Here is a 23,957-nt window from a genome sequence, read left to right as displayed (position 1 = left end):
ACCCGGCTCCTCGGTGGCCGGGTTATTCATATGGTTCTTTCATAGTCCATGGAAGCAATGTGATGCAATCGAGCTGAACAATCGGTTTCGGGAATCCTTCGGGGATAAAGTGGTCATCTCTCGGCAATTCAAATGATATTGTCCAGTTACGGTCCGGATCCCATTCGTTTCTCCCTTCTATAATATGTCCGACAATAAAATAGCTGGCTACATAAAGATGACGGTCACCCTCAGGGCCGAATTCATTAATATCGGTACAAACAGATGGCTGAAGACCAAATCCCTCAAAAATTTGCGCCTTCTCACGCGGCAGTGTTTCCATTACTTCCCGGAAATTTTCACAGAGAAGACATCCGCACATATCTTCAATATTTTTCGCATACTGCCTTCTCGTTTCCTCCACGTCCGCTTCAATGATCCAATCACCAATCCTTATCGTTTGAAACATGATATCTCCCCTATCTACTGCAAAAAAAAATGAAAAACCCCGAGTCTTGGTTCGGCTCGGGATTTTCCATGTCCTATTTCTGTATCACCAGTTTACTCAATGTTCACGAAAAATAGTACAAATTTTCTAAAAGTTCACAGAACGTTCACAAACTAATTATCTTCCGGAAAAAGGCCTTTTTTTAATTCATCTGGTGACCGATCCCATAGTCCCTGATCATGATTTTTCAGAAACTCGCCGAGCACACGCTTCGAGCTGTCGTCCATTTTATCAATGATAATCTTCCGTTTCATGGATTTATCCATTAGATTCACATGCTCAGGCAGCGATTTGTAGCCTCTTCTGATGCTTCTGTCAACCGTCAGTTCACAGGCTGTCACACCAGCGTAATAAGGCCCCTCTTCTCTTCTGTCAATCGTCACCCAGACAAGCCAGTATGGTTTGCCGTTCGGAACTTCTTCTTTGTTCGGCAGAAATTTAATTCCTTTTTCAACGGTGCTGCGGGCGTGCATGGCGCCGATATCAACGAACGCTTCTTTTTCCTCTACATCGACGAATACGGGGGAAATGTTATCGAGGCTGAGCGCTCCTACGCCGAAACCGCCGTGTCCGTCTGTCGGATCACTTTTGATAATATTAAACCCGATTGATTTTTTCTTTTTTTCTTCCATGAGTTCTACCTCCTACAAAAGCGGTTGAAATATCGCTGAAAACAGCTGTAAAATCTGATCTCTTCCGGCATTGAGCATCGGCCAAAGCACGTAAGACCCGAGCGGTGTCACAAACAGAACCAAAAAGACGATAAAGCCGTAGCTCTCCGCCTGCGTCATCTTGGCACGCACCCCCGGCGGAACGAGATCTTCAATGATTCGATAGCCATCGAGCGGCGGCAGCGGCAGCAGATTAAATAAAAACAAGACAAGGTTCAGCTGAATCCAAATCGAAAAGAACTGATCAAGTCCAGTGCTGAATGCCGCAAGCTGCTCCATTCCGTATGCATGCATCAACACTAACAAAAAGAAACCGATAAACGCAAGAATCAGGTTACTGACGGGTCCGGCGATTGATACGAGCACGCCGGCAATCCGAGGTTTCTTAAAGAAGCGGCGATTGACGGGAATAGGGCGCGCCCACCCGAATCCGGCCACCAGAATCAAAATGGTTCCGAACGGATCAAGGTGTTTAATAGGATTCAGCGTCAGCCTTCCTTGTTTTTTCGCCGTATCGTCACCGAATTTGTATGCGACATAAGCATGGGCAAGCTCGTGAATCGTAAACGACACAATTAACGTAATGACGAGGTATGGCATTAAAGATAACGGATAATAAAAAAAACGGTCCAAGTGAGATATCCCTCTTTCTAAAAATGCAAGAATTTACTTTATTCAGTATACTATAAGAAGCCTCTTTTTCTAAAGAGAGGAAACGAGATAAAGGAGGATTCAGCACCCATGCCATACGTAACCGTCAAAATGCTCGAAGGCCGTACAGACGAGCAAAAACGCAACCTTGTCGAGAAAGTAACAGAAGCCGTAAAGGAAACAACCGGTGCTTCTGAAGAAAAAATTGTTGTATTTATAGAAGAAATGAGAAAAGACCATTATGCCGTCGCAGGCAAACGCCTGAGCGATATGGAATAAGCTCTATAAAGCCGGCGTTTCGCACACCGGCTTTTTCTATCCCTATTGGGTCAGCTTCTCAATAATCGATAATAATGACTGTTTCTCTTCGGCTGTTAAACGTTCAAACATGCCGTCAATCAGCTGTTGGCGGTTTTCGATCATTTGCTGAGCCGCTCCCCGGCCCGAATCAGAGAGCGTAATCCATACAGTGCGGCGGTCATTGTTATTTCTCGATCGCTCAATAAACCCCTCCTGCTCTAAATGATTGAGAGCGGTGGTTGTGGCAGAAGGAGACAATGTGACTTCCTTTAGTATATCCTTTATGGTGCAGCTCCCATGTCTGTATATGATCCGCAGAATAAATCCTCTTACATTATTTACGTGTTTCGGAACGGTCGCTTCATCTAATTGCTTCGTGGTTTTCAAGTATTTTGTAAGTGCGTGATCCAGCAAGTTTGCTTCCAGTTTGTCATGGTCCATGTCAATTTCCCCATTTCGAGATGCATTCAAAACATACGAACGATTTGATTTACTTATTATTTTACTGATTCCGAATAGGGAAAGTCAAAAAAGCAAAATGTGAATCCGCAGCTTTTCACCTACATGCCTCGATTTTTCACCTGTTTGACAAGTTTATCTTTAAATGTCTGAAAAGGAACGTGTTCACTCTCCTGATGCCCGAATTGGCGGACGTTTACCGTATCCTGCTGCTCTTCATGATCTCCAAGCACAAGCACGTACGGGATTTTGTGGATCTGGGACTCTCTGATTTTGTATCCAAGTTTCTCATTGCGCTCATCAATGCCGGCTCGTATGCCCAGCTGCTTCAGCTCTGCCTGCACCTTTCTGCAATAGTCCAAGTGAACGTGCGAAACCGGTATGATCTGAGCCTGAACCGGTGCGAGCCAAACGGGGAAAGCCCCGCCGAAATGCTCAATCAAAATGCCGAAGAAACGGTCGATCGAGCCGAATACCGCTCTGTGTATGACGACGGGCCGAACCTTTTCATTGTGTTCATTGATATATGTTAAATCAAATTTTTCCGGCATTTGAAAATCAAGCTGAATGGTCGCGCATTGGTGGCTTCGTTTCAGGGCATCTTTGATGTGAAAATCGATTTTCGGTCCGTAAAACGCCCCATCACCTTCATTGATCTCATAAGAGAGGCCAAGCTCCTCAAGGACGTGTGCTAAGGCGCGTTCCGACGCTTCCCAAAGGCTGTCATCGCCTAATGAATCCTCCGGACGAGTCGAAAGCTCAACCGAATACTCAAAACCAAAAGGGCGATATACCTCGTCAATCAGCCCAATCGCTTCTTTGATCTCGCTCTGAATTTGATCCTCACGAACGAAGATATGCGCGTCATCCTGGCAGAATGTCCGAACGCGAAGCATTCCATTTAAAGCACCGCTGTATTCATGGCGATGCACCTGGCCGAATTCCGCCATGCGAATCGGCAGATCCCGATAAGAATAAAGGCTGTTTTTAAAGATGAGCATATGGCCGGGACAATTCATCGGCTTCATGGCGAATCTTTTCTCATCCACTTCTGAAAAATACATATTGTCGCGATAATGATCCCAGTGGCCAGACTGCTCCCATAACCGCTGATTCATCATAAACGGCGTACGCACCTCATCATAGCCGGCCTTTGTTTGCAGCTCACGCGAGAAGCGTTCCAGCTCATTACGGACAACCTGCCCTTTCGGCAAATAAAACGGCATGCCCGGCGCTTCTTCAGAAAACATAAACAGCCCTAGTTGTTTGCCCAGCTTGCGGTGGTCTCGTTTTGCCGCTTCTTCCAGCATATGCAGATGCGCATCGAGCTCTTTTTTCTTGGGAAACGCAACCCCGTACACCCGTTGCAGGACTTCATTTTCGCTGTCTCCACGCCAATAAGCGCCGGATACTCTTGTCAGTTTGAACGCCTTGATCATTCCTGTAGAAGGAAGGTGCGGACCGCGGCACAGGTCAACAAATTCTCCCTGCTGGTACAGCGTGATATCCGCTCCGCGCGGAAGATCCTTCAAAATCTCCAGTTTAAACGGCTCGCCTTTTTTGGCAAACAGCTCTTCTGCCTCTTCGTAAGAAACCTCAATTCGTTTGACCTCATGGTTCTCATTTATAATGTTCTTCATTTCTTTTTCGATGGCTTCTAAGTCTCCTGATGTCAAACTGTGCTCCAGCTTCATGTCATAGCAGAAGCCGTCTTCAATCACTGGACCTATCCCCAATGACACTTCTCCATACAGGCGTTTCACAGCTTGCGCCAAAACGTGCGCTGATGTGTGGCGGAATACCTGCAAGCCTTCTTGTGAATCAAGTGTGATAATCGAAAGCTTGGCATCCTTCTCCAGCTTAAAACTGAGATCAACGGGCTTGCCATTGACCTGCCCCGCAGCCGCCTTCTTTTGCAGGCTAGAGCTAATAAAACCCGCTACATCTTTGACTGCGATGCCTTTCGGGTATTCCTTGACCTGTCCGTCCGGAAGCTCAATGTGTACATGTTTATTCATTTTTTAAACACTCCTTCATTATTGTTGTATATAAAAAAACACACCCGTCCCGCTGAAAGGGACGAGTGTGTGATTCACCCGTGGTTCCACCCAATTTCCCGACAAACGCTATGTTGTCGGCTTGGTGCTGTAACGCAGCATAGACGGCATTGGATACTTCAGTTCCCCAATGCTGCTCCAAGGCGGTAAATGATCATCCTAAGCTGGGAAGCTCTCACCTTTCCTTCCCTCTCTGAAAACCGTAACGACCATTCGTATCCTTTTCTTCGCATGTATTCAATTCATAAAAAAAACACATCCATCCCTCTACAAGGGACGAATGTGTTTATCATCCGTGGTTCCACCCAAATTCCCGACAAACGTTATGTCTATCGGCTCGGTGCTGTAACGCAGCATAGACGGCATTGGATACTTCAGTTCCCCAATGCTGCTCCAAGGCGGTAAATGATATTCCTAAGCTGGGAGCTCTCACCTTTCCTTCCCTCTCTGAAAACCGTAAATATCATTCGTATCCTTTTCTTCGCATGTATTCAACTCATATAAAAAAACACATCCATCCCTCTACAAGGGACGAATGTGTTTATGATCCGTGGTTCCACCCAAATTCCCGATCACACACATGGTGTATCGGCTTTAAGGTGCTGTAACGCAGCATGACGGTATCGGATACTTTAGTTCCCCGATACGGCTCAAAGGCGGTAAGCTGCTTTCCCTGCGTTAGGAAGATCTCAGCTGTTCTTCCCTCTCTGGAAACCGTAAAAAGCATCTCATGTCCTTATCAGTGCCTGTATACATTACTGATTGTTAAATGATTTCATATATTTTACAATAGTCTTTTTAAAACCGCAATCTTTTTTGTTAAAAAAAGCAAAAGAAACGTTTCAGTTCTTTTGCCCTGTATGGTTAACAAATCTGCTTCAATTCCTCTATGTATTGAAGCGCTTCGTCATATTCTTCATTCGTATATTTTTGCTTGCTTTTGATTGTAAAGACTTTTTCTTTCTTTTCCTCGGCCTCAAGCCCGTCAAAGTAAAGGATCGTGGAAACCAGCTCTAAAAACCGCGATGAACAGCTGTTCACACTGTCGATATAGCCCTTAATGTCTGGCATATCCAGATCTGCATGGTCTAAAAACGCGGAGCCCGTCTCAGTCAGTGAATAACGGTATTGAAAGTAGCCGCCCTTTTTTTCCTTCACCTCATCCAGAAATCCAAGGTTGCACAGCTCTTCAATCTGGAGCGTCAGTTCTTCTGAATACGGTCCATAAAAGTGAAAATCATATTTCTCATAGAAAGGAAACTGCATTTTCTTGGCGATATAAATCATTTTCTGCAGCTTCTTCCGCCCGATGATTTCTCCAGAATCCGAGAACACCTTCATCAGTTTTGCATGTTCTTTCAACAAATTCCCGACATCTCCTTTTTCCTTCTTTCCAATTTCTATGTCAGACCCAGCAGCTGCCGGATTTTCATTTTCGCTTCCGGGTATTCAGAGCCGTCACAAATCAAGTCCTTCGGATAGTACAGCTTGTGGTCCGTCCGCCGTTTCCCGGAGATGGATTCCACAATAGCCGACTGTCTGGACAGTTCTTTAATTTGGCCGTTTTGCGTCAAGAGATGGATCGGCAGACGCTCCTCTTCCTCTCCCGGTCGGTAAAAATCGTATGGCAGATCAGAAGAAGAATCAACGACCAAATAATAGCTCGGATCGATTCCCGCCTCTTTGAATAATGAAGTCAGCTCAAAATAAGCCGACATTTCTTCATTCGGATTGAATTCAACGTATTGGAACAGCTGGCGGTTAATGAATCTGCGGCACAAATCGGATAAAATCGCGTCCTCTTCATCCTCCCAGGCCTGGAAATAATATAAAATAATAGATTCATCCAGCTTCACATAATCCTCCAGTATCAATTTCCCTTCAAAAATAGAATAGAAATGAACCGGAGCGTGAGTGAAGACATAGCCTTCATCATGAAGCTGCTTCGCTCTGTGCAGAATCTTCGTTAGTATAACCTCCGCGCTTCTTGTCACTGGATGGAAATATACCTGCCAGTACATTTGGTAGCGGCTCATGATATAGTCTTCGACAGCGTGCATCCCGCTTTCTTTAATGACGATCTGATCCTCGCGCGGGCGCATCACGCGAAGAATTCGCTCCATATCAAAATGGCCGTAGCTGACGCCCGTATAATAAGCGTCGCGCTGCAGGTAATCCATGCGGTCCGCGTCAATTTGACTCGAAATCAGGCTGACCACTTGCTTGTTTTTATATGTTTTGGCAATGACTTCAGCAACATCCTGCGGGAAACGCGGGCTCACCTTTCTGAGCACCTGATTGACCTCTGTGTCCCCCAAAATGATTTCCCTTGTAAAATCTTCGTGGTCAAGGTGAAAGACTTTTTCAAATGAATGTGAGAACGGTCCGTGCCCAAGATCATGAAGCAGCGCCGCGGCCAAACAGAGTTCGCGCTCACTGTCATCCCATTCAGGGCGGCCTTTAAAGACATCATCAACCATTCTCCTGACAATTTCATAGACACCGAGAGAATGGTTAAACCGGCTGTGCTCAGCGCCGTGGAACGTCAAATACGTCGTGCCGAGCTGCTTAATTCTGCGGAGACGCTGAAATTCACGGGTACCGATCAAATCCCATATCAGCTTGTCCCGAACATGAACATAGCGGTGCACCGGATCTTTAAACACTTTTTCTTCTGATAATTTTCCATTTGGATACGCCATCGTCATTCCCTCTTTTTTTTAGCCGTGTTTCTATTATATCGACTCTATTCTTTGAAAACATCCTTGAATTTGCCCGGCGATTTGTTCCACCTTCACAAAACACACATTCTGCGAAGCAAAAAAGCCTGACCTGAGGCCGAGGCTATGAAAAAATATGTTTTTACTTTTTTATTTTCTTTTTTACTTTATCAATCAGCTCATCCTCTGTCGGAGCTGACAGCGGGCGATTGTTCACAAAAGCAAATGATTTTTTCCGTCCGGGCCCGCAATAAGATTGGCACCCTACCTCAACCTTTGCATCCGGGTCCACTTCTTTTAAACGCGGCAGCAATGTTTTGATATTAGTGGCTTGGCAATCATCACACACTCGAAATTCATTAGCCATGACGTACGCTTCCCTTCATTTCTATGTTCATCTATGTGAATAAACTTAAAATCGCTTTTCAAAAAAATCACATCGCTCTTCATTTTACAAGGATTCGACTGTTCCTGCAAGCCGCTCCATCCTTCGTATCTCCTATTCTTTCAGCCAACTTGTATAAATATTTTCAAATTGGACACTCTAATACCATGAAAAGAAAAATGGGAGTTGAGATAAATGACAAAACAGCGACAAGACGCTTGGTCAGAAGAAAATGATCTGCTTTTAGCCGAAACAGTGCTTCGGCATGTGAGGGAGGGCAGCACTCAGCTGAACGCCTTTGAAGAAGTCGGAGATCAATTAAACCGGACATCCGCAGCCTGCGGATTCAGATGGAACGCGGTCGTCCGCCACCAATATGAAAAAGCGCTTCAGCTTGCGAAGAAACAGCGAAAACAGCGAATGAGAGCGCTCGGAAACGGGCAGCCCGCAAAAAAAAGACTATTATATCAGCCTCCTGCGGTTGATCCTGAAACAATTCAAGAAACTGCAGTGCTGGAGGAGCAGGCGAAAGCTGAAACTCCGACAGCCGAAAATGAGCAGCAGCCTTTACTGTCAGGCGAACACATGCCTTTTGTAGACGAAAGCTTTAAGGAAGAGTTAGCTAGTCTATCACACTTATTGTCTCCTCAAACGCCTTCAGTCGCGCCTGAGATGACGATGGATGATGTGATCCGCTTCCTGCAGAATTACGAAGGAAATAACGAGCAATCATCAGCATTAAGAATGGAAAACGAACGTTTAAAGAAAGAAAATCAAGAATTGCAAAGCAAAACGGAACAGCTTGAGGCAGAAGTTCAAAAGCTGGAAAAAGACCAAAAAACAATCCAAGAAGATTACGAAACCTTAGTGAAAATTATGAATAGAGCCAGAAAGCTAGTTTTATTTGAAGAAGATGAACATGCCTCTCCGTCCTTCAAAATGGACCGAAACGGCAATTTAGAAAAAATGGCAGAATAAGTTAGAAAAATCCCAAAACCAGCTGCTGTTTTGGGATTTTCACCATGTGCAAAATCCCCTTTTCCATTAAGAAAAGAGGATTTTATCATTTTGCAGCAGTTTACTCTATTCTTTTAAAATGAGGCCAAGCTTATGTGAATCTATTAAGACAAGTGAGCTGCCTCGGCCGTTTTTTGTTTACGAGGCGCAGCGGAAATGACCAGAAGCCCCAGCATCATCAGCGCAATGCCGAACCACGAGGAAAGTGAAAGCATTTCCCCTATGAAAAACACGCCCAGCAATGAGGCCGTCAGCGGTTCAGCTAAAGAAAGCGTAACCGCCGCCGAGGCCGGAACCCCGGTAAGCCCTTTCGCAAACAAAAAGTATGCGGCGCATGTTGCGATTAGGCCGATATAAAGGCTCGTTCCGAATCCTCTCGGTGTCAATATCCACGAGATATCTGATTGCCATAAAAGCGGCGTCAGCAGGATGGCGCTGATCATAAAAACAACGGCGGAGGTTGCTCGCGGAGGCTGGGTTTTCATCATCGCTTTACTGATGAGCGTATAGCCAGCAAAAGAAGCACCAGCTCCAAGCGCCATAAGCACGCCAGCCACATCAATCCGGACATTCGAACCGTCGGAAAACAGGAGCCAGCAACCGGCTAAAGCCAATACAGTCGCGATCCACCACGAGTTTTGCGGGCGTTTTTTCAAGACGGCCCACTCCATGCTCCCGGCAATAATAGGCGCACTTCCGATCGCAATCACAGTCCCTACCGCGATTCCGGTTTCTTTAACAGCTGTGAAAAACAGCGGCTGGTAACACGCCATACAAACTGCTGCCGATAACACGAGCGGCCATGACCAATTTTTCACGTCAAGCTCACGGCTCACCCAAACCGCCAGCAGCATGGCGCTTCCTCCTATTAATAATCTGAACGCTCCAAATGCCAGCGGTGTGGAGTTTTCTGGAGCCATTGCCTGAACGGTTCCCGTGGTTCCCCAGAAAAAAGCCGCGATCAGCACATACAGGCTGTAAACATTCCCTTTCATCTGCCTCTCCCCTTTGTATATGGATGCTGATTTCATTTTACCGTTTTTCTTTTTGTCATGGTTATCCGCATGTAAGAAGGATTTATCTGAAAATAAGATGATTGGAGATAACATGCCGCTTAAAATAAAAAATGCATGCCCGCCGGATACGGCTGGCATGCGAAGAACGTTCACCCAAATACCTTTGCATTCCGTTCAGCCATTCGGACGAGGTTTTCTTCAAATGCCATTTCCTCATCGATGGACAGCCCGGCTGAGTATAGATGGGTGCTTAATACTTTTAATTCTGTCAGTAAAGCGAACATTAAGTCTTGTACGGAGATGTCTGTTTGCAATAGTTCGCTTAGGGACGCCATCGTTTCCGGACGAATCTCGGGATAGACGCCTTTTTTATCGTTTTGTCTGTCCTTTAGCGCCGCTTGGTAGAACCGTCTGATCAAATCGGCTCTTTCACTGCCGCTTTTGTCCGCGCATAGATAAATTTGAACAGCGACTCCGCCGCGAACGCGTCTTTGAGAGATGCCGGCGAACTTTTTGCCATTGATGCTGAGGTCATAGCTGCCCGGACAATACGAGCCTTCAATTTCATAGGCTTCGATCTTTGCGTTATATGGGCTTAGCATCCGTCTCATCAGCTCAACCATCGCTTCGTATCCTTTGTCTATATCGATGCCTTTCTTTTCGTCCTCGAATATGAGGGAGATATTTAAAACGCCTTCATCCAAAACGACGGCAAGGCCGCCGGAATTGCGTACAATCACACGGTATCCTTCGTTCTCCAAGAAAGAGATACCATCCTGCAAAAACGGGAGGCGCGTATCCTGTATTCCAAGGACAATTGTATTGTGGTGCACCCAGGAGCGCGCTGTCGCCGGCGACACGCCTTTTCCGACGGACATGCACAGCGTATCGTCCATTGCGAAGGATTGCTTCGCGTCAAATAAAGGGCCGAGACTGGATTGGTCAATGACTCTCCATGTCGGCTGCATCAGTAAATCAATCGGTTGGTTTGCCATCTATGTAAAACCCTTTCATGTTAGGCTTATGAACGAAAACTATTATATCATTTCAGCCGCTGTGATTGATCATTGCTTTTCAGCATTGTAATGAAAATTTCTTTGTTTTTTGTATTCTCCATAAGAGGTGAATGAATGTAAGACAGCTTGCGCTTCAACGAGAAATCTTTTATCTGGAGAATGGAAATTTCTCGATGGATCAAATCCTTGTGCAGCACGCTTCTGGATAAAACCGACAGTCCCATGCCGCTGATCACCGCTTCTTTTACCCCTTGATTGCTGCTGATGGTGAACATCGACTTTGGCCGCAGTCCGTTTGAGCTGAGGACATGATCGAGAAATTCTCTCGTTCCGGAGCCTTTCTCTCTTGTCACCCACGCTTCGTTTTGCAAATCGCTGATTGATATATCACTCCGTCCCGCCAGCGGGTGCTGATTCGGCGCGGCAATGCACATTTCATCCTCCATGAACGGCTCAATTTCAAGTTCATTCTCATTTGTATGTCCTTCAATCAGCCCGATATCGGCCTGAAGCATCCGCACACGTTCACTGACCTCCTCTGTATTGCCAATCATGACATCGAGGTTCAGCTCTGGATACAGCTTTTGCAGCTGGGCCAATAGCGGCGGAAGAATATACTCTCCGATCGTAAAGCTGGCAGCTATTTTCAATTCGCCTTTCACATAGTGATGATGCGCATAGATTTCAGCCTTTGCTTGCTCGTAGAGAAATACCATTTGCTTTGCTCTTTGATACAAAATGTCCCCTGTCGGCGTTGTCGTAAAGTGTTTTGGCGATCGGTTCAGGAGGGCCGTTTGAAATTCTTTCTCAAGATTTTTGATATGCAGGCTTACGCTGGGCTGGGAGATCATCAGCTTTTCCGCCGCTTTTGTGAAGTTTTTTTCTTCTACTACCGCTATAAATGTTTTCAGCACGTCGTAATACAAAGACCCCACCCCTGTCATTAATGAAATATATCGTTATGATTCGTTTTCTTTATTGTACTCATATCATCTGTCTTGGTAAAGAAGGCTATACGAAGGCGCAAAAAAAAGCAGCCCTCCGGAAGAGAGCTGCCATCGTCTTCATTTTATTACAGTGCTTGAACAGCTGTAATTAATGCGAGGTTGTAAACATCCTCAGCATTACATCCTCTTGAAAGGTCGTTTACAGGCATATTTAAGCCTTGCAGGATTGGTCCTACCGCTTCAAAGTTGCCTAAACGCTGAGCGATTTTATAGCCGATGTTGCCTGCTTCAAGGCTTGGGAATACGAATACATTAGCATCCCCTTTGATATCGGAATCGGGCGCTTTTTTCTCAGCTACAGATGGAACAAATGCAGCATCGAATTGGAATTCGCCGTCAAGTGTCAGCTCAGGCGCTTTTTCTTTGGCGATTTTCACAGCATCAGCTACTTTTTCTGTTTCATCAGATTTTGCTGAGCCTTTTGTCGAGAAGCTGAGCATTGCCACGCGAGGCTCAATGTCGAACATTTTTGCTGTATTGGCACTTTCGATCGCAATCTCGGCAAGATCTTGGCTGTCAGGCGCAATGTTGATCGCGCAATCTGCGAATACATATTGCTCTTCTCCGCGAGCCATAATGAAAACGCCGGAAGTCTTTTTCACGCCTTCTTTTGTTTTAATGATTTGAAGAGCAGGGCGGACAGTATCGGCTGTTGAATGAGCCGCTCCGCTCACAAGGCCGTGTGCAAGGCCTTTGTACACCAGCATAGTACCGAAGTAGTTCTCGTCTAACAACGCTTTACGAGCCTGTTCTTCTGTCGCTTTGCCTTTACGGCGTTCTACGAATGCTTGTACAAGGTCTTCCATGCCTTCATATGTATGAGGATCATAAATCTCAACGCCATCCAGCGCCAGATTCAGCTCTTTTGCTTTTGCTTGGATCTCATTTTCATTGCCGATCACAATCGGATTCAGCACTTTGTTTCCCGCAAGCTTGCTGACCGCTTCTAAAATACGCTCGTCTAAGCCTTCAGGGAATACAATCTTAACATCTTTTCCAGCTACTTTTTCTTGCACTGTTGAAAATAAATCTGCCACGATAAAACCTCCTCAAAAAGTTGCAAAAACGCTTTCTTTTACTAGCATACTCTTCTTCCAATCAAATTCAAACAGCCAACTTTCATTATAGCGCTTTCATGAAAAAATCTTATTTTTCTAATTAATTTAAGTGGCTGATTCTTTCCTTATAGCATCTCTTATTTTTATGGAGTTATGCGAATGGGATGATGTTCAAGGTTTCTCCACAGTAGAATCGGATAAACTATGATATAGTGAAGGCAATCATGAAAAGTAATAGGAGTGAAGATAAATGAGTGAACAGCAAATGACCAATGAAGCGGCGAAAACGCTTGACGGCTGGTATGCGCTTCATGATTTCCGCACAATGGACTGGACTTCCTGGAAGATGCTGTCCAGTGATGAGCGCCAATCTATCATACATGAATTCACAGGATTGCTTGAAAAATGGGGCGTAGCCCAAAAAGAAGGAAAAGGATCACAGGCCATTTACAGCATCGTCGGCCAAAAAGCTGATTTTATGCTGATGATTCTTCGTCCTACAATGGAAGAATTGAATGAAATTGAGCTTGAATTCAACAAATCAAGACTTGCCGAGTTCACCATCCCGGCTTACTCCTACGTATCAGTGGTAGAGTTGAGCAACTACTTGGCAAGCGGCGACGGCGACCCTTACGAAAATCCGCATGTGCGTGCGCGCCTTTACCCTGAACTGCCTGAATCAAAATATGTATGTTTCTATCCAATGGATAAAAGAAGATCCGGTAACGACAACTGGTACATGCTTTCAATGGAAGAACGCAGAAATTTGATGAGAAGCCACGGCTTAATCGGCCGCAGCTATGCGGGCAAAGTCAAACAAATCATCACCGGCTCAGTCGGCTTTGACGATTACGAATGGGGCGTTACACTATTCAGTGATGATGTGCTTCAATTCAAAAAGCTTGTGTATGAAATGCGTTTTGACGAAGTCAGCGCCCGCTACGGCGAATTCGGTTCATTCTTTGTCGGCAACCGCCTTTCGCTTGAGACACTTCCTCAATTCCTATATGTATAATACCTGCTCCCGCCCTGGCCGGCGGGAGTTTTTCGATTCTGCTTTATCAGAATTTAAATAAAATTTGCTATTTTCTCTGTTTTTTCTTACGATGGAGATAATCATAATCCATTTTTTTCAAAGGGGTGCAGTGATTTGTCAAAACGAACCGCGTTTATTATGGGAGCCAGTCAAGGGATCGGAGAAGCAATCGCTCTGAAGCTAGCAGACCAGCATTTTTCTCTCGTCATTAATTCACGAAACTTGGACAATATTGAGCCTGTCAAAAAAGACATTTTGAACAAGCATCCTGATGCGAGTGTCATGGTCCTTGCGGGCGATATGTCTGACCAAGATACGAGAGCCGGCATTTTTCATCAAATCGAATCTCAGTGCGGACGGCTTGATGTTCTGATTAATAATATCCCGGGCGGCGCGCCTGACACATTTGAAAACTGTAATACAGAGGATATGACGGCCACGTTTACACAGAAAACCGTCGCCTATATTGACGCTATCAAGCGTGCCGCCTCACTGATGAAACAAAATGAGTTTGGCAGAATCATCAACATCGTCGGGAATCTATGGAAAGAACCGGGCGCCAATATGTTCACAAACAGTATGATGAATGCCGCTTTAGTTAACGCGAGTAAAAATATTTCCATCCAGCTTGCCCCTCACAACATTACTGTCAACTGCCTGAATCCTGGTTTTATCGCTACAGACCGTTACCATCAATTTGTGGAAAATATGATGAAAAAGAACAGCATATCCAAACAAGAAGCAGAAGAACAGGTTGCCTCCGGGATTCCGATGAAACGTGTCGGATCAGCCGAAGAAACCGCGGCGCTCGCCGCGTTTCTCGCCTCTGAGGAAGCCTCCTATATCACCGGACAGCAAATTTCAGCTGATGGCGGCAGCATGAAAAGCATATAAAAAATCCCGCTTTTTAGCGGGATGCTTCTTGTAATGATGCAAACTTTAGGTTCAGCTTTTGAATCCGCATGACAAATTCCCGCAGATCCTCCTGCTTCGACACCATTGATATTCTGACATGCCTTTTTCCGTTGCTTCCAAATATGTCGCCCGGCGTGACCACAACATGGGCATGTTCCAGCAAGTAATCGGAGAATTGATGAGATGTCTCAAACATTTTCGGAATCTCAGCCCATACGTAAAACGTCCCTTTTGGCTTTTCTATCTTCCAGCCCAATTCCTTTTCACACAGCTCTGTAAAAAAGGCAATTCGTTCCTCGTAGATTCGTTTCAACGATTCCATTTGCTCCGGATCTCCCGAAAGCGCTGCACTCGCCGCCTGCTGCAGTCCGCCGAACATGCCGACAAATACATGATCCTGAAATTCATTGACGGCCTGAATGATCTTTTCATTCCCAACGGCAAATGCCATTCTCCATCCGGCCATGTTAAATGTTTTTGAAAATGAATACAGCTCTGCTCCGACAGCTTTTGCATCCTCTGCCTCAAGAAAGCTGGCCGGTTTTTTATCAAATTCAAACGCGCCATATGCAAAATCATGAATCAAGTTGATCTTGTGCTCTTTCGCAAAAGCTGCCGCTTTTGCATAAAAAGCCGTATCCGCCACAGCTCCCGTCGGGTTATTCGGATAGTTTAAAAACATGAGCTTCGCTTTTTTCAGCACGGCGGGGTTGATCTTTTCAAAATCGGGAAGATAGCCATTTTCCTCATACAGCGGCATGTCGTGAAGCTCAGCTCGCGCCATCGCAATCCCTGACATGTATTCAGGATAGCCGGGATTCGGAACCAAAGCGATGTCTCCCGGATTGAGCAGGCATTGTGTCAGCACATACAAGCCGGCTTTCCCGCCCCCGAAGAGCGCAACTTCCGTTTCAGGATTGATCGAAACTCCGTATTCTCTTTTATAGAAAGCAGCGATGGCTTCCTTCAAAAAAGGGTAGCCCCTGAATGGGCCGTATCCGTGAAATGAAGGATTCAAAGACGCCTCACGCAAAGCTTCCACAATATGCGGGGGAGTCGGAAGGTCAGGGTTTCCCTGCCCGAGATTAATAATATCGGCCCCCGTTTTTTCCATTCCCTTCACCTTTTGAAAAACGAGAGAAAACTCTTGCTTTGGAAGTGTCTTGATGATGTCGGACGGTGTTATTTCCATCTAAAAGACTCCTTTTTGCTCCGTTTTGTTATCCCGTTCCAAAAACGATTTATTGACGAGCTTCGTATGCAAAAACAATCCGCTTACGATCACAATTATCAACCCCATAATGACCGGAGCGTTGAAGACATTGATTAACATCGAACCAACAGAAATACAAAATCCGATTGACGCCTCCGCCACCGAAAAAATGCGCCCCTGAATCTGATTCGCCGCGTTCTCCTGAACCTTCACCTTTGCAAGCACTTCCCCATACTCCATCGCGATGAAAAAGAGGACAGCAGCGATGACAGAGACAGCGAAAATCGGCGTAAATAAAAACAGCGCCAGCGAAACAATGGATAGTACGGTAAAGTACGTCAGTCCTCTATTGTTGTTAAAACCCCATTTGCTGACAAGCGCCGCTCCGATGAAGCCGCCAAAGCCGATACAGAAAGTAAGAATAAAGTTGCCGATTTCCCCGTCACCCAAAAAGCGGCTGACAATTGGAAAATAACTGTACACAATCCCCCACAGCAAAGCCATCGTAATCATTGTAAACATAGCGTTTAATACGTAAGCATTTGTTTTGATTTCCTTTAGCCCTTCTTTAAAAGAATAAAAGGCCTCTTTTATGTTTTCAGATTGAATCGGCACGAATTGGAGCTTGATGCGGCTGATAAATAATGCCGAAATCAAGTATGTCACACCGTTAAAGGCTACAGCCAGCTCTACAGAACCGCCTAACAGAAACAGCCCTCCGGCAGCCGCCCCGACGATAATGGAGATGGTCGTCGCTTTTGCGAATAACGTGTTGATGTTTTTAATATCTGATTCCAATGAGGACATGACAGCAAGACGGGCCGGATTGAAAAACACGCCGCTTCCATAAGAGATAAACAGCAAAGCGAGAAAAATCAGCGGGTACTCGCCTTTTGGAAGAAATGTGAGCCCCAAAAAGATAAGGCCCCTGATGATATCCGTCCACAGCATGATTTTAACTCTATCTAACCGATCGACCAGAACCCCCAAAAACGGCTGAAACACCATCGGAATGCTTCTGACCACGATAACCCCCGACGTCACCCAATAGTCATGATAATATGTAGACAAAATGAGCAGGGCCGGGAGAACACAATAGTCTCCCATAAACGATAGCGCCTGCCCGTAAAGCAAGTATTTAGAATTGGGCTTTAATTGTTTCATACTGGCAGCACATACTTTGCCGTCAGCTTCGCATGCTGCTGAATGTGTCTAATTGAATCGGCCACATCCTGCGAATTGCTGCCTTTCAGTTCAAAGGCAGCAATGGAATTGAAGGCTTCAAACAGTGTCAAATCCACTGATGTGCCTGGTGCCGCAGCCTCAAATGAAACGATTTCAGTATCACCCTTCAAAAGCCCGTCCGGAATATCGATCGCTTCGATCACCAAATCCTCCGCCGTTTCAGGAATCTGGCCATTTTGCTTGAAATGCTCAGGGTATAAATGGCAGTCAGCGAGATAGCAAGGCTCTTGATCCAGTAATCCGTTCGGGAGATCAGCGTCTTTCCCGAAACAAAGAACATCTAATAATAGTTGCGCCATATCAACGCCGAAGACTTTTTTAATATTAGGAATCATATTCCAGCCGGCGAATCTGGCTGCCGACTCTATTAAACCCGGTTCTCTATTTTTCATTAGCTTGATTTCTGTATGTGTTGCGCAATTTTCCAGTCCAAGCCCTTCATTTGCCTTTTTGGCGGCTTCGACAATTTTCTTTTTCGCCTCTTCATCCAATATGGACGGCGTAATATGTGAGGTTTCCGTAAATCCGATTTGCGGCGTTTTGTCATGAATGGCAATCGGAAAATACTCCCCGTCCGCCATGATGCCTTCTATACTGATATAGTCGGAGTAGCCTCCGGTTTGATACCAGTCTCCGTATTCACCCTGTAAAAATTCTTCAGCAATAAACGGCGCTTCAAACGTGACCGCCTTCGGCACGTTAATCGATTTTAGGTAGTCATTCACTCTGTTAAATTCAGATTCTGCCGTCTCAATGTCCGTAATCAGCGTAACACCGATTGAACTCGCTAAGTATGTAGGCTTTAAGATGAGAGGTGTGCCGATTTCTTCAAGTGCGGCACGGAAATCTTCGAGAGTTGTGACCCGTTTGTTTTTGATCGATTTCACTCCCGCTTTATTAAAAGCGTCTCTCATTTTATTTTTATCTCTTGCATTTTCGGCAGCTTGCACTCCGGCACCCCTCAGGCCAAGGCGTTCACAGGCTTTCGCCATCGGGGCAATGAATAATTCATTGTTTGTGGTGATGGCGTCTGCTCCAAACATTTCGGCAACCTTAACAATTTGCTCGACGACCTCTTCTTCAGGCTTGTCATGATCCTCATGAGCCCAATAAATGGAATCAGGGTGCTCAAAATCAGCTAAGCTCTGAAAATAGTCCTTATCCTTTATGACCGCGACCGAGTATTTTTCAATCAGTGCTGCATGGGAGGCTGTAATTGCGAAAGGTCTTGGAATATAGCTGACCAGGTTATACTTTTCGGCAGCGCTCTTATAAAACATGTGCGGCGGGCAGCCTCCAAGATCGGCGATGACCAATACTGTTTTTCTCTCCATATGTAAAACACTCCTTCTCTATTGTGCGGTGTATCCTCCGTCTGCGGTGATGGCGCTTCCGGTCATATAGCTTGATAAATCTGAGGCTAAAAACAGCATTACGTTTGCGATTTCTTCCGGTTTCCCGAGCCTCAGCAGCGGATTTACCTTTGCCTTTTCTTTTTTGATCTCTTCAAGTGTGCCTTCGTTATTTTCAAGGAATGATTTTTCATTTAGCGGTGTGTCGATAATCCCCGGACATACGCAGTTGACGCGTATTTGATGTTTCGCATAATCAACGGCCATTGACCGCGTCAGCTGCAAAACGCCGCCTTTGCTGGCGTTATAGGCAGGAATGTCAGGCCATGCCACGACTCCTCCGACTGAGCACGTATTAATGATGTTGCCCTTGCCGGCAGCCAGCATATGTTTAAGTGCGTACTTGCTCATTAAAAACGTGCCGGTCAAATTGACTTGCAGCACCTTGTTCCAATCGCTGAGCTCCATCTCGTGAATGGGAGCCACGATTTCAATGCCCGCGTTATTAATCAATACATCCAATCCTCCAAATGTATCGACCGCCGATTGAACAGCTTGCTGACAGGCAGCTTCGTCTGTGATGTCCGTTTGCACAAAGTGCAGCCCGTCATGATTTTCTTTCCTGACCATTTCTTCTCCCTGCGCCTCGTCAATATCCGCCACAACCACGTTGGCCTTCTGGTTCAAAAAAGCCTGAACCGCCGCATACCCAATGCCTGATGCGCCTCCTGTTATAAGGACGGTTTTACCGATGAGGTTCATGATGACTCATCCGCCTTTATTTTTTTTGCTTTTGCTCTGTTGTAGCGCGGCGGGAAGAAGATGTTAATGGATTTTGATTCGTTTTCTGAACGGTTGATGGCGCCGTGATCTTCTCGAGGCTCACAGAAATAGGCTGTACCGAATTTCATGTCTACCGTGCAGCCTTCGACCGTCATGTCATAACCGCCGCCGATGCAGATGCCGATTTGTTCATTCCGATGTTTATGGAAGGGCATTTCACCGCCGTTGCCAGGGATTTTGGCCAGCATGATTTCCACCCAGTCCTCAACAAAGAACGTGACTTCCATGCCAGGCAATAGGTCTCTTGTTTTAAAAATAGTCAAAAAATAGTCCTCGGGACTTGTATAGGTTTCATCAGCTTTCAACCTCTTGATGTCAATCGCAATGACTTCTTGGTCTGTATCGTTTCTTGCCCCGTGAGGCACATGCGGCGGCGCGATATAGGCAGATTCCAAGGCCGTCATTTTTCTCGTCACATCTCCGACAGTCATCATCAGCTCGCCTGAAACGACCATACCGATTTGGACTTCCTTATGCTGATGGGGTTCTACATTGGTATGCGGCGGAACGTAAGACATTAATACCTCAGTGTCACCGCGTACGGTTGAATACTGTCTCACTCCGTTTTCCCATTCGATTACTTTCGGTGTCGGGAAATAAAGCTCCTGCATATCTTCTTTAGTTTTCATCATCAACGTCTCCTTTTCCGAATAATGACCAGCTCATAGGAATTGTTTTAAATGTTTTCACAAATGCAAGCCCGTACTTTTGCCGCGCAAGCTCATTGGTTAAGGCAATGTCATACAAGCCTTCTTTTACTTTTCTTGCAGCTTGGCTGGTCGAATTGACGAGTTTGAAACGTACATCTTTGCGGGTAAAATATTTGATTAAATTAATGGGTGAAGGATGTGAAACGATAACAGATGAATCAAGCATATCGTCGCTAAATTCAAAATTAGGACGAACAGCCAGGCCGTACATTGGTGTATCGCACCTGAAGATCTGCAAAAGCTGCAAATCCGGCCTCATGTAGAAATGCTTAATGCCGTCATAAGCGTGTGGGACGATGGTATATTCCAGAGGGCTTTGAAGCGTCCTTTCGATGCACGATTCAAACGTATCATGCAAGGACAATTTACTGTTTAGCCCCTGTAGAAGAGTAAAATTGGAGATGAAATGTTTTGCTGCGTACTCACTGCTTGTCCCCTCAGGACCGAGCGTGTTGACTGTAATGAGTTTGGATATCGAATCAGTTCTTTTTTTTGTCTGAATACTATTATCCAATATGATCATGAGCACCAACCAATCTTTTAAATTTTAAGTAAATTTTATCCAGCGTTAATCAAACTGTCAACATTTTTTGAAAATATTGATAATTATCCCCATACAAACAGAAAAACCCTTAAAGAAGGGTTTTTTATAGGCATTTAGAAACTTTGTTTATTGAAATAAGGAATGATCTGCTTTCTGCTCATGCTTGCCGTACTTTTTATACGCGAATACACTGAGCACAAATCCGAGCACTGTGATGGCGGCGCAAATTAACCCTACGGCTGCATACCCGTATCCCACATATACAGGTCCCATTAAAGCAGATCCTAATGTCACAGCCAAATTCGAGGCGAGGCTGTAAAACACCATGATTTTCCCACGATGGCGCTCTGAACAGTCACTCAAAATGGTGCTAAGCAGTGTCACCGTCAAGCTTTGCATTAATCCCCAAATAAACAGGCTGGCCATTAACAGAAACATTGAAGCCGGCGCATATGCTAAACATGCCAGCAGCACGCTGATGACCCCCAGTGCAATAAATAGGGAACGCATTTTTCCGATGCGGTCGGCTATCTTTCCTGTAATGACACTCATGGAAAACCCAATGCCATAAATCATGATAAATAAACCCGCAGCTGTATTTCCTCCGGTAAAAACGTCCTGAAGATAGGAGCCTAAAAATGAATACATACCGTAAAAACCAATCATATTACAAAAGGTGATCGTGATATAAACGGGTACGCGCGGGACTTTCAGCGCGTCCCGGAATGTTCCGGCCGGCTCTTCTTTTTCTTCCTTGCCGCTGTTCTTCTGTTTGGCGTGGCGGCGCATTTCAAGCAGGATCAGCAGAACAACCAGAACGCCCATCAAGGCGAAAATCCAAAATGTCCATCTCCAATGCAGGACGCCGCCGATAAATGATCCGAGCGGCACACCGAAGATCAGTGCCAGCGACCAGCTAGAAACGATCAGTCCCATCACCTTGCCCCGGTATGTATAAGGAACACGATCCCCGACAACTGCATAAGCGGTCGGCACAAATGCTCCCGCAGCCAATCCCGACAGCGCCCGGCCTAAAAAGAAGAAAAAGATATTTTGAGCTAAAGCGCAAATTACTGTTCCTATGATAAAGATCATAAGCCCCGCCATTACACTTAGTTCCCTGGAGTATTTATCGCCTAAAGGAACCAAGAGCGGCGCACCGATAAAAATCATCACGCCGTAAATACTGATAGATAACGCAAGGACACTGACATCTGAGTTGAAGGCTTTTGCTAAATCCGGCAGCAGCGGCGAGATGACAAGTTCTTCAGAGCCAGCCGCAAACACCCCCATTGTTAAAGCCAGTGCCAACAATAGCGGAAAATGATGTTTTGTTTCGATGTCATTGTTTTGTTTGCCGTTCATTCTCCTACAAACACCTCTTCCATATTCTTCATAAAGTTGAATTCATTTTAGCATTGTTTTTACAACATTTACAATCCGAACGAAACCTTTATTATTTTTATTATTTTCATTTAAACATTAATACAAATTTAAATATTTCATTTAAAAATAAGGAAAAACTTTAATGCTACTAGGGGAAAGCCGAAGGCACTTAAGCGTATTCAGATGGTCAGACGAAACCGAAAAAAGCTCTCCGGTTCTCCGGAGAGCTTTTCTATTGCGCCTCTGCCTGTTGACATCGTGCGGGCCGCTACAGAATCGCACGGTTTTGTTTCTTATATCAAAAAGCTTCAGACGTTGTTTTGGCTTGCATATGAAGAATTAAATAATCCGGGCCGCCTGCTTTAGAATCAGTTCCTGACATATTAAAACCGCCGAACGGCTGATAGCCGACAATCGCTCCGGTACAGCCTCTGTTGAAGTATAGGTTTCCGACATGAAAATCCTCTCGCGCCCGTTCAATATGCGCGCGGTTTTTCGTCAGCAGAGCGCCTGTTAATCCGTATTCCGTATTATTTGCAATCTCCAGCATATGATCGAAATCACGCGCTTTGCAGACCGCAACAACCGGGCCGAAAATTTCTTCCTGCATCAGGCGCGCGTTTTCATCAACATCTGCAAAGATCGTCGGCTGGATAAAGTAGCCTTTTGAATCATCACCTTCCCCGCCGGTCAACAGTTTGCCTTCTGAATTGCCGATTTCAATATATGACATGACTTTGTTATAGGACGCTTCATGAATGACTGGGCCCATATACGTATCAGGATCTTCCGGATTGCCGACAGTCAGGTTTTTGGTCAACGCCACAGCCTTTTCCACCACTTCATCATAAACATCCTGATGGATGACCGCTCGGGAGCCTGCTGAACACTTCTGTCCTGAGAATCCAAACGCTGAATACACGATAGAGGATGCAGCAAGGTCGAGATCAGCGTCCTTGTCGACGAGCACCGTATCTTTGCCGCCCATCTCTGCAATGACCCGTTTCAGCCATTTTTGGCCCGGCTGCACTTTGGCGGCTCGCTCATAAATCCGGCAGCCGACCGCGCGGGAACCTGTAAATGAGACAAAGCGCGTTTTCGGATGCTCTACTAAGAAATCACCGATTTCTGCCCCATCTCCCGGAATGTAATTCAGAACGCCGTTCGGCAAGCCCGCTTCCTCCATGACCTCGACAAACTTCGCAGCGACTACCGGGGCCGCGTCAGCCGGTTTTAAGAGAATCGTATTCCCTGTCACAATGGCAGCCGCCGCTGTACCTGCCATAATCGCAAGCGGGAAATTAAATGGAGAAATGACGATGCCGACGCCAAGCGCTTCATAATGGTATTGATTGAACTCGCCTGACCGGCTCTTCACCGGAGCCCCTTCCTTAAGGTGTAACATTTGGCGCGCGTAGAACTCCAAAAAATCTATCGCCTCAGCCGTGTCCGCATCAGCTTCCTTCCACGGTTTTCCCGCTTCCTTTACAAGATAGCTTGAAAATTCATGCTTTCTTCTGCGCAAAATAGCCGCTGCTTTAAAGAGGATATTCGCGCGGTGCTCCGGCCTTTGTTTTTTCCAAGATTGAAATGCCTGCAATGCGGCTTGCATCGCTTTTTCGGCAAGCGCTTGATCAGCTGCAGACGCATACCCAATGATCTCTTCTTTATTTGCCGGGTTAACGGAAATGATTTTGCGGTCCGTTTCTATTTTTTCTCCATTGATGACAAGCGGATAATGCTTGCCAAGCTGCGTGTTTACAAAGGCCAATGACTCCCCAAATGCTGTTTTATTCTTTGCTTCCGTAAAATCAGTAAATGGTTCGTGTGCGTATGAAACTGTCATATGTAATCCCCCTCATGTCATGA

The 23,957-nt window shown here is 45.6% G+C and carries 24 protein-coding genes and 3 other annotated features; of the genes, 4 read left to right on the top strand and 20 right to left on the bottom strand.

Annotated features, from left to right (window positions below; genetic code table 11):
• Positions 1–22: 22 nt before the first annotated feature.
• The 3 genes from SC79_RS11515 to SC79_RS11505 form a co-directional block, all read right to left on the bottom strand.
• Positions 23–448, bottom strand: coding sequence for a hypothetical protein (locus SC79_RS11515; protein ID WP_039075158.1), 426 nt, complete (start codon positions 446–448; stop codon positions 23–25).
• 152 nt (positions 449–600) lie between these two features.
• A complete protein-coding gene (locus SC79_RS11510; protein WP_039075157.1) occupies positions 601–1,119 on the bottom strand; it encodes a YwhD family protein in 519 nt (172 codons plus the stop codon).
• A 12-nt stretch (positions 1,120–1,131) separates the two neighbouring features.
• Positions 1,132–1,791, bottom strand: a complete 660-nt coding sequence (locus SC79_RS11505; protein WP_039075156.1) for a site-2 protease family protein — start codon at positions 1,789–1,791, stop codon at positions 1,132–1,134.
• Between the two features lie 108 nt (positions 1,792–1,899).
• Here SC79_RS11505 and SC79_RS11500 point away from each other — a divergent pair, with 108 nt between their 5' ends.
• Entirely contained in the window at positions 1,900–2,088 is a 189-nt protein-coding gene (locus tag SC79_RS11500; RefSeq protein WP_003222038.1) for a 2-hydroxymuconate tautomerase, read from the top strand.
• Positions 2,089–2,130: 42 nt separating this feature from the next.
• Here the strand turns inward: SC79_RS11500 and SC79_RS11495 are convergent, their stop codons facing one another.
• From SC79_RS11495 to SC79_RS11470, 5 genes are all read right to left on the bottom strand, one after another.
• A complete protein-coding gene (locus SC79_RS11495; protein ID WP_039075155.1) occupies positions 2,131–2,550 on the bottom strand; it encodes a MarR family transcriptional regulator in 420 nt (139 codons plus the stop codon).
• Positions 2,551–2,669: 119 nt separating this feature from the next.
• The gene (thrS, locus tag SC79_RS11490) at positions 2,670–4,586 is read right to left on the bottom strand and encodes a threonine--tRNA ligase (RefSeq protein ID WP_039075154.1); all 1,917 of its coding nucleotides are present in this window, start codon (positions 4,584–4,586) and stop codon (positions 2,670–2,672) included.
• Between the two features lie 54 nt (positions 4,587–4,640).
• Positions 4,641–4,862: a binding site (T-box leader), on the bottom strand.
• Positions 4,863–4,894: 32 nt separating this feature from the next.
• Positions 4,895–5,116 (bottom strand) — a binding site (T-box leader).
• Between the two features lie 33 nt (positions 5,117–5,149).
• Positions 5,150–5,377, bottom strand: a binding site (T-box leader).
• Positions 5,378–5,489: 112 nt separating this feature from the next.
• Entirely contained in the window at positions 5,490–5,990 is a 501-nt protein-coding gene (locus SC79_RS11480) for a YwgA family protein (RefSeq protein WP_039075152.1), read from the bottom strand.
• Between the two features lie 35 nt (positions 5,991–6,025).
• Entirely contained in the window at positions 6,026–7,327 is a 1,302-nt protein-coding gene (locus SC79_RS11475; RefSeq protein ID WP_010328986.1) for an HD domain-containing protein, read from the bottom strand.
• A gap of 160 nt (positions 7,328–7,487) precedes the next feature.
• Positions 7,488–7,712, bottom strand: a complete 225-nt coding sequence (locus tag SC79_RS11470) for a DUF1450 domain-containing protein (protein ID WP_003222050.1) — start codon at positions 7,710–7,712, stop codon at positions 7,488–7,490.
• A 213-nt stretch (positions 7,713–7,925) separates the two neighbouring features.
• Between SC79_RS11470 and SC79_RS11465 the strand changes: the two genes are divergently transcribed.
• A complete protein-coding gene (locus SC79_RS11465; RefSeq protein WP_039075151.1) occupies positions 7,926–8,708 on the top strand; it encodes an RsfA family transcriptional regulator in 783 nt (260 codons plus the stop codon).
• A gap of 143 nt (positions 8,709–8,851) precedes the next feature.
• Here SC79_RS11465 and SC79_RS11460 read toward each other — a convergent pair whose 3' ends face one another.
• The 4 genes from SC79_RS11460 to pta all read right to left on the bottom strand — a co-directional run bounded on the left by SC79_RS11460 (position 8,852) and on the right by pta (position 12,823).
• Positions 8,852–9,742: a carboxylate/amino acid/amine transporter gene (locus SC79_RS11460; protein WP_039075290.1), complete on the bottom strand. Its 891-nt coding sequence runs from the start codon at positions 9,740–9,742 to the stop codon at positions 8,852–8,854.
• Positions 9,743–9,912: 170 nt separating this feature from the next.
• A complete protein-coding gene (gene ywfL / locus SC79_RS11455; protein WP_039075150.1) occupies positions 9,913–10,758 on the bottom strand; it encodes an octanoyl-[GcvH]:protein N-octanoyltransferase in 846 nt (281 codons plus the stop codon).
• A 47-nt stretch (positions 10,759–10,805) separates the two neighbouring features.
• Positions 10,806–11,705, bottom strand: a complete 900-nt coding sequence (cysL, locus tag SC79_RS11450; RefSeq protein WP_039075149.1) for a cysJI operon transcriptional regulator CysL — start codon at positions 11,703–11,705, stop codon at positions 10,806–10,808.
• A 146-nt stretch (positions 11,706–11,851) separates the two neighbouring features.
• Entirely contained in the window at positions 11,852–12,823 is a 972-nt protein-coding gene (gene pta, locus SC79_RS11445; protein WP_010328990.1) for a phosphate acetyltransferase, read from the bottom strand.
• A gap of 271 nt (positions 12,824–13,094) precedes the next feature.
• Between pta and hemQ the strand changes: the two genes are divergently transcribed.
• On the top strand, positions 13,095–13,859 hold the full coding sequence (gene hemQ / locus SC79_RS11440; RefSeq protein ID WP_039075148.1) for a hydrogen peroxide-dependent heme synthase: 765 nt from the start codon (positions 13,095–13,097) through the stop codon (positions 13,857–13,859).
• Between the two features lie 135 nt (positions 13,860–13,994).
• A complete protein-coding gene (locus SC79_RS11435) occupies positions 13,995–14,774 on the top strand; it encodes an SDR family oxidoreductase (protein WP_039075147.1) in 780 nt (259 codons plus the stop codon).
• A gap of 13 nt (positions 14,775–14,787) precedes the next feature.
• Here the strand turns inward: SC79_RS11435 and SC79_RS11430 are convergent, their stop codons facing one another.
• The 8 genes from SC79_RS11430 to pruA all read right to left on the bottom strand — a co-directional run bounded on the left by SC79_RS11430 (position 14,788) and on the right by pruA (position 23,934).
• Positions 14,788–15,987, bottom strand: coding sequence for a pyridoxal phosphate-dependent aminotransferase (locus tag SC79_RS11430; protein ID WP_039075146.1), 1,200 nt, complete (start codon positions 15,985–15,987; stop codon positions 14,788–14,790).
• Positions 15,988–17,172 carry a bacilysin exporter BacE gene (bacE, locus tag SC79_RS11425; RefSeq protein WP_039075145.1) on the bottom strand — a complete coding sequence of 395 codons (1,185 nt, stop codon included), beginning with the start codon at positions 17,170–17,172 and terminating at the stop codon, positions 15,988–15,990. It lies immediately after the preceding gene.
• Entirely contained in the window at positions 17,169–18,587 is a 1,419-nt protein-coding gene (gene bacD, locus SC79_RS11420; protein ID WP_039075144.1) for an alanine--anticapsin ligase, read from the bottom strand. The genes bacE and bacD overlap by 4 nt, the downstream gene beginning before the upstream one ends.
• Positions 18,588–18,605: 18 nt before the next feature.
• Positions 18,606–19,367, bottom strand: coding sequence for a dihydroanticapsin 7-dehydrogenase (bacC, locus tag SC79_RS11415; RefSeq protein ID WP_039075143.1), 762 nt, complete (start codon positions 19,365–19,367; stop codon positions 18,606–18,608).
• Positions 19,364–20,077 (bottom strand): 3-((4R)-4-hydroxycyclohexa-1,5-dien-1-yl)-2-oxopropanoate isomerase, encoded by a 714-nt coding sequence (bacB, locus tag SC79_RS11410; protein WP_039075142.1) that lies wholly within the window; start codon positions 20,075–20,077, stop codon positions 19,364–19,366. Before bacB ends, bacC begins: the two co-directional genes overlap by 4 nt.
• Complete coding sequence (bacA, locus tag SC79_RS11405; RefSeq protein WP_010328998.1) at positions 20,067–20,681, bottom strand: prephenate decarboxylase; 615 nt, start codon at positions 20,679–20,681, stop codon at positions 20,067–20,069. The genes bacB and bacA overlap by 11 nt, the downstream gene beginning before the upstream one ends.
• A gap of 147 nt (positions 20,682–20,828) precedes the next feature.
• The gene (locus SC79_RS11400; RefSeq protein WP_039075141.1) at positions 20,829–22,067 is read right to left on the bottom strand and encodes an MFS transporter; all 1,239 of its coding nucleotides are present in this window, start codon (positions 22,065–22,067) and stop codon (positions 20,829–20,831) included.
• 319 nt (positions 22,068–22,386) lie between these two features.
• Positions 22,387–23,934 carry an L-glutamate gamma-semialdehyde dehydrogenase gene (gene pruA, locus SC79_RS11395; protein WP_039075140.1) on the bottom strand — a complete coding sequence of 516 codons (1,548 nt, stop codon included), beginning with the start codon at positions 23,932–23,934 and terminating at the stop codon, positions 22,387–22,389.
• Positions 23,935–23,957 lie beyond the last annotated feature (23 nt).

Source organism: Bacillus sp. MSP13, from assembly GCF_000815295.1.
Classification (GTDB): domain Bacteria; phylum Bacillota; class Bacilli; order Bacillales; family Bacillaceae; genus Bacillus; species Bacillus vallismortis.
This window is presented reverse-complemented; position numbering and strand designations above follow the sequence as displayed.

What these genes read in the sequence shown, in the direction of transcription:
- SC79_RS11515 (WP_039075158.1), bottom strand. Translation starts at nt 448, where the DNA reads ATGTTTCAAACGATAAGGATTGGTGATTGGATCATTGAAGCGGACGTG.
- SC79_RS11510 (WP_039075157.1), bottom strand. Translation starts at nt 1,119, where the DNA reads ATGGAAGAAAAAAAGAAAAAATCAATCGGGTTTAATATTATCAAAAGT.
- SC79_RS11500 (WP_003222038.1), top strand. Translation starts at nt 1,900, where the DNA reads ATGCCATACGTAACCGTCAAAATGCTCGAAGGCCGTACAGACGAGCAA.
- SC79_RS11495 (WP_039075155.1), bottom strand. Translation starts at nt 2,550, where the DNA reads ATGGACCATGACAAACTGGAAGCAAACTTGCTGGATCACGCACTTACA.
- thrS (WP_039075154.1), bottom strand. Translation starts at nt 4,586, where the DNA reads ATGAATAAACATGTACACATTGAGCTTCCGGACGGACAGGTCAAGGAA.
- SC79_RS11475 (WP_010328986.1), bottom strand. Translation starts at nt 7,327, where the DNA reads ATGGCGTATCCAAATGGAAAATTATCAGAAGAAAAAGTGTTTAAAGAT.
- SC79_RS11470 (WP_003222050.1), bottom strand. Translation starts at nt 7,712, where the DNA reads ATGGCTAATGAATTTCGAGTGTGTGATGATTGCCAAGCCACTAATATC.
- SC79_RS11465 (WP_039075151.1), top strand. Translation starts at nt 7,926, where the DNA reads ATGACAAAACAGCGACAAGACGCTTGGTCAGAAGAAAATGATCTGCTT.
- SC79_RS11460 (WP_039075290.1), bottom strand. Translation starts at nt 9,742, where the DNA reads ATGAAAGGGAATGTTTACAGCCTGTATGTGCTGATCGCGGCTTTTTTC.
- ywfL (WP_039075150.1), bottom strand. Translation starts at nt 10,758, where the DNA reads ATGGCAAACCAACCGATTGATTTACTGATGCAGCCGACATGGAGAGTC.
- hemQ (WP_039075148.1), top strand. Translation starts at nt 13,095, where the DNA reads ATGAGTGAACAGCAAATGACCAATGAAGCGGCGAAAACGCTTGACGGC.
- SC79_RS11430 (WP_039075146.1), bottom strand. Translation starts at nt 15,987, where the DNA reads ATGGAAATAACACCGTCCGACATCATCAAGACACTTCCAAAGCAAGAG.
- bacE (WP_039075145.1), bottom strand. Translation starts at nt 17,172, where the DNA reads ATGAAACAATTAAAGCCCAATTCTAAATACTTGCTTTACGGGCAGGCG.
- bacD (WP_039075144.1), bottom strand. Translation starts at nt 18,587, where the DNA reads ATGGAGAGAAAAACAGTATTGGTCATCGCCGATCTTGGAGGCTGCCCG.
- bacC (WP_039075143.1), bottom strand. Translation starts at nt 19,367, where the DNA reads ATGAACCTCATCGGTAAAACCGTCCTTATAACAGGAGGCGCATCAGGC.
- bacB (WP_039075142.1), bottom strand. Translation starts at nt 20,077, where the DNA reads ATGAAAACTAAAGAAGATATGCAGGAGCTTTATTTCCCGACACCGAAA.
- bacA (WP_010328998.1), bottom strand. Translation starts at nt 20,681, where the DNA reads ATGATCATATTGGATAATAGTATTCAGACAAAAAAAAGAACTGATTCG.
- SC79_RS11400 (WP_039075141.1), bottom strand. Translation starts at nt 22,067, where the DNA reads ATGAACGGCAAACAAAACAATGACATCGAAACAAAACATCATTTTCCG.
- pruA (WP_039075140.1), bottom strand. Translation starts at nt 23,934, where the DNA reads ATGACAGTTTCATACGCACACGAACCATTTACTGATTTTACGGAAGCA.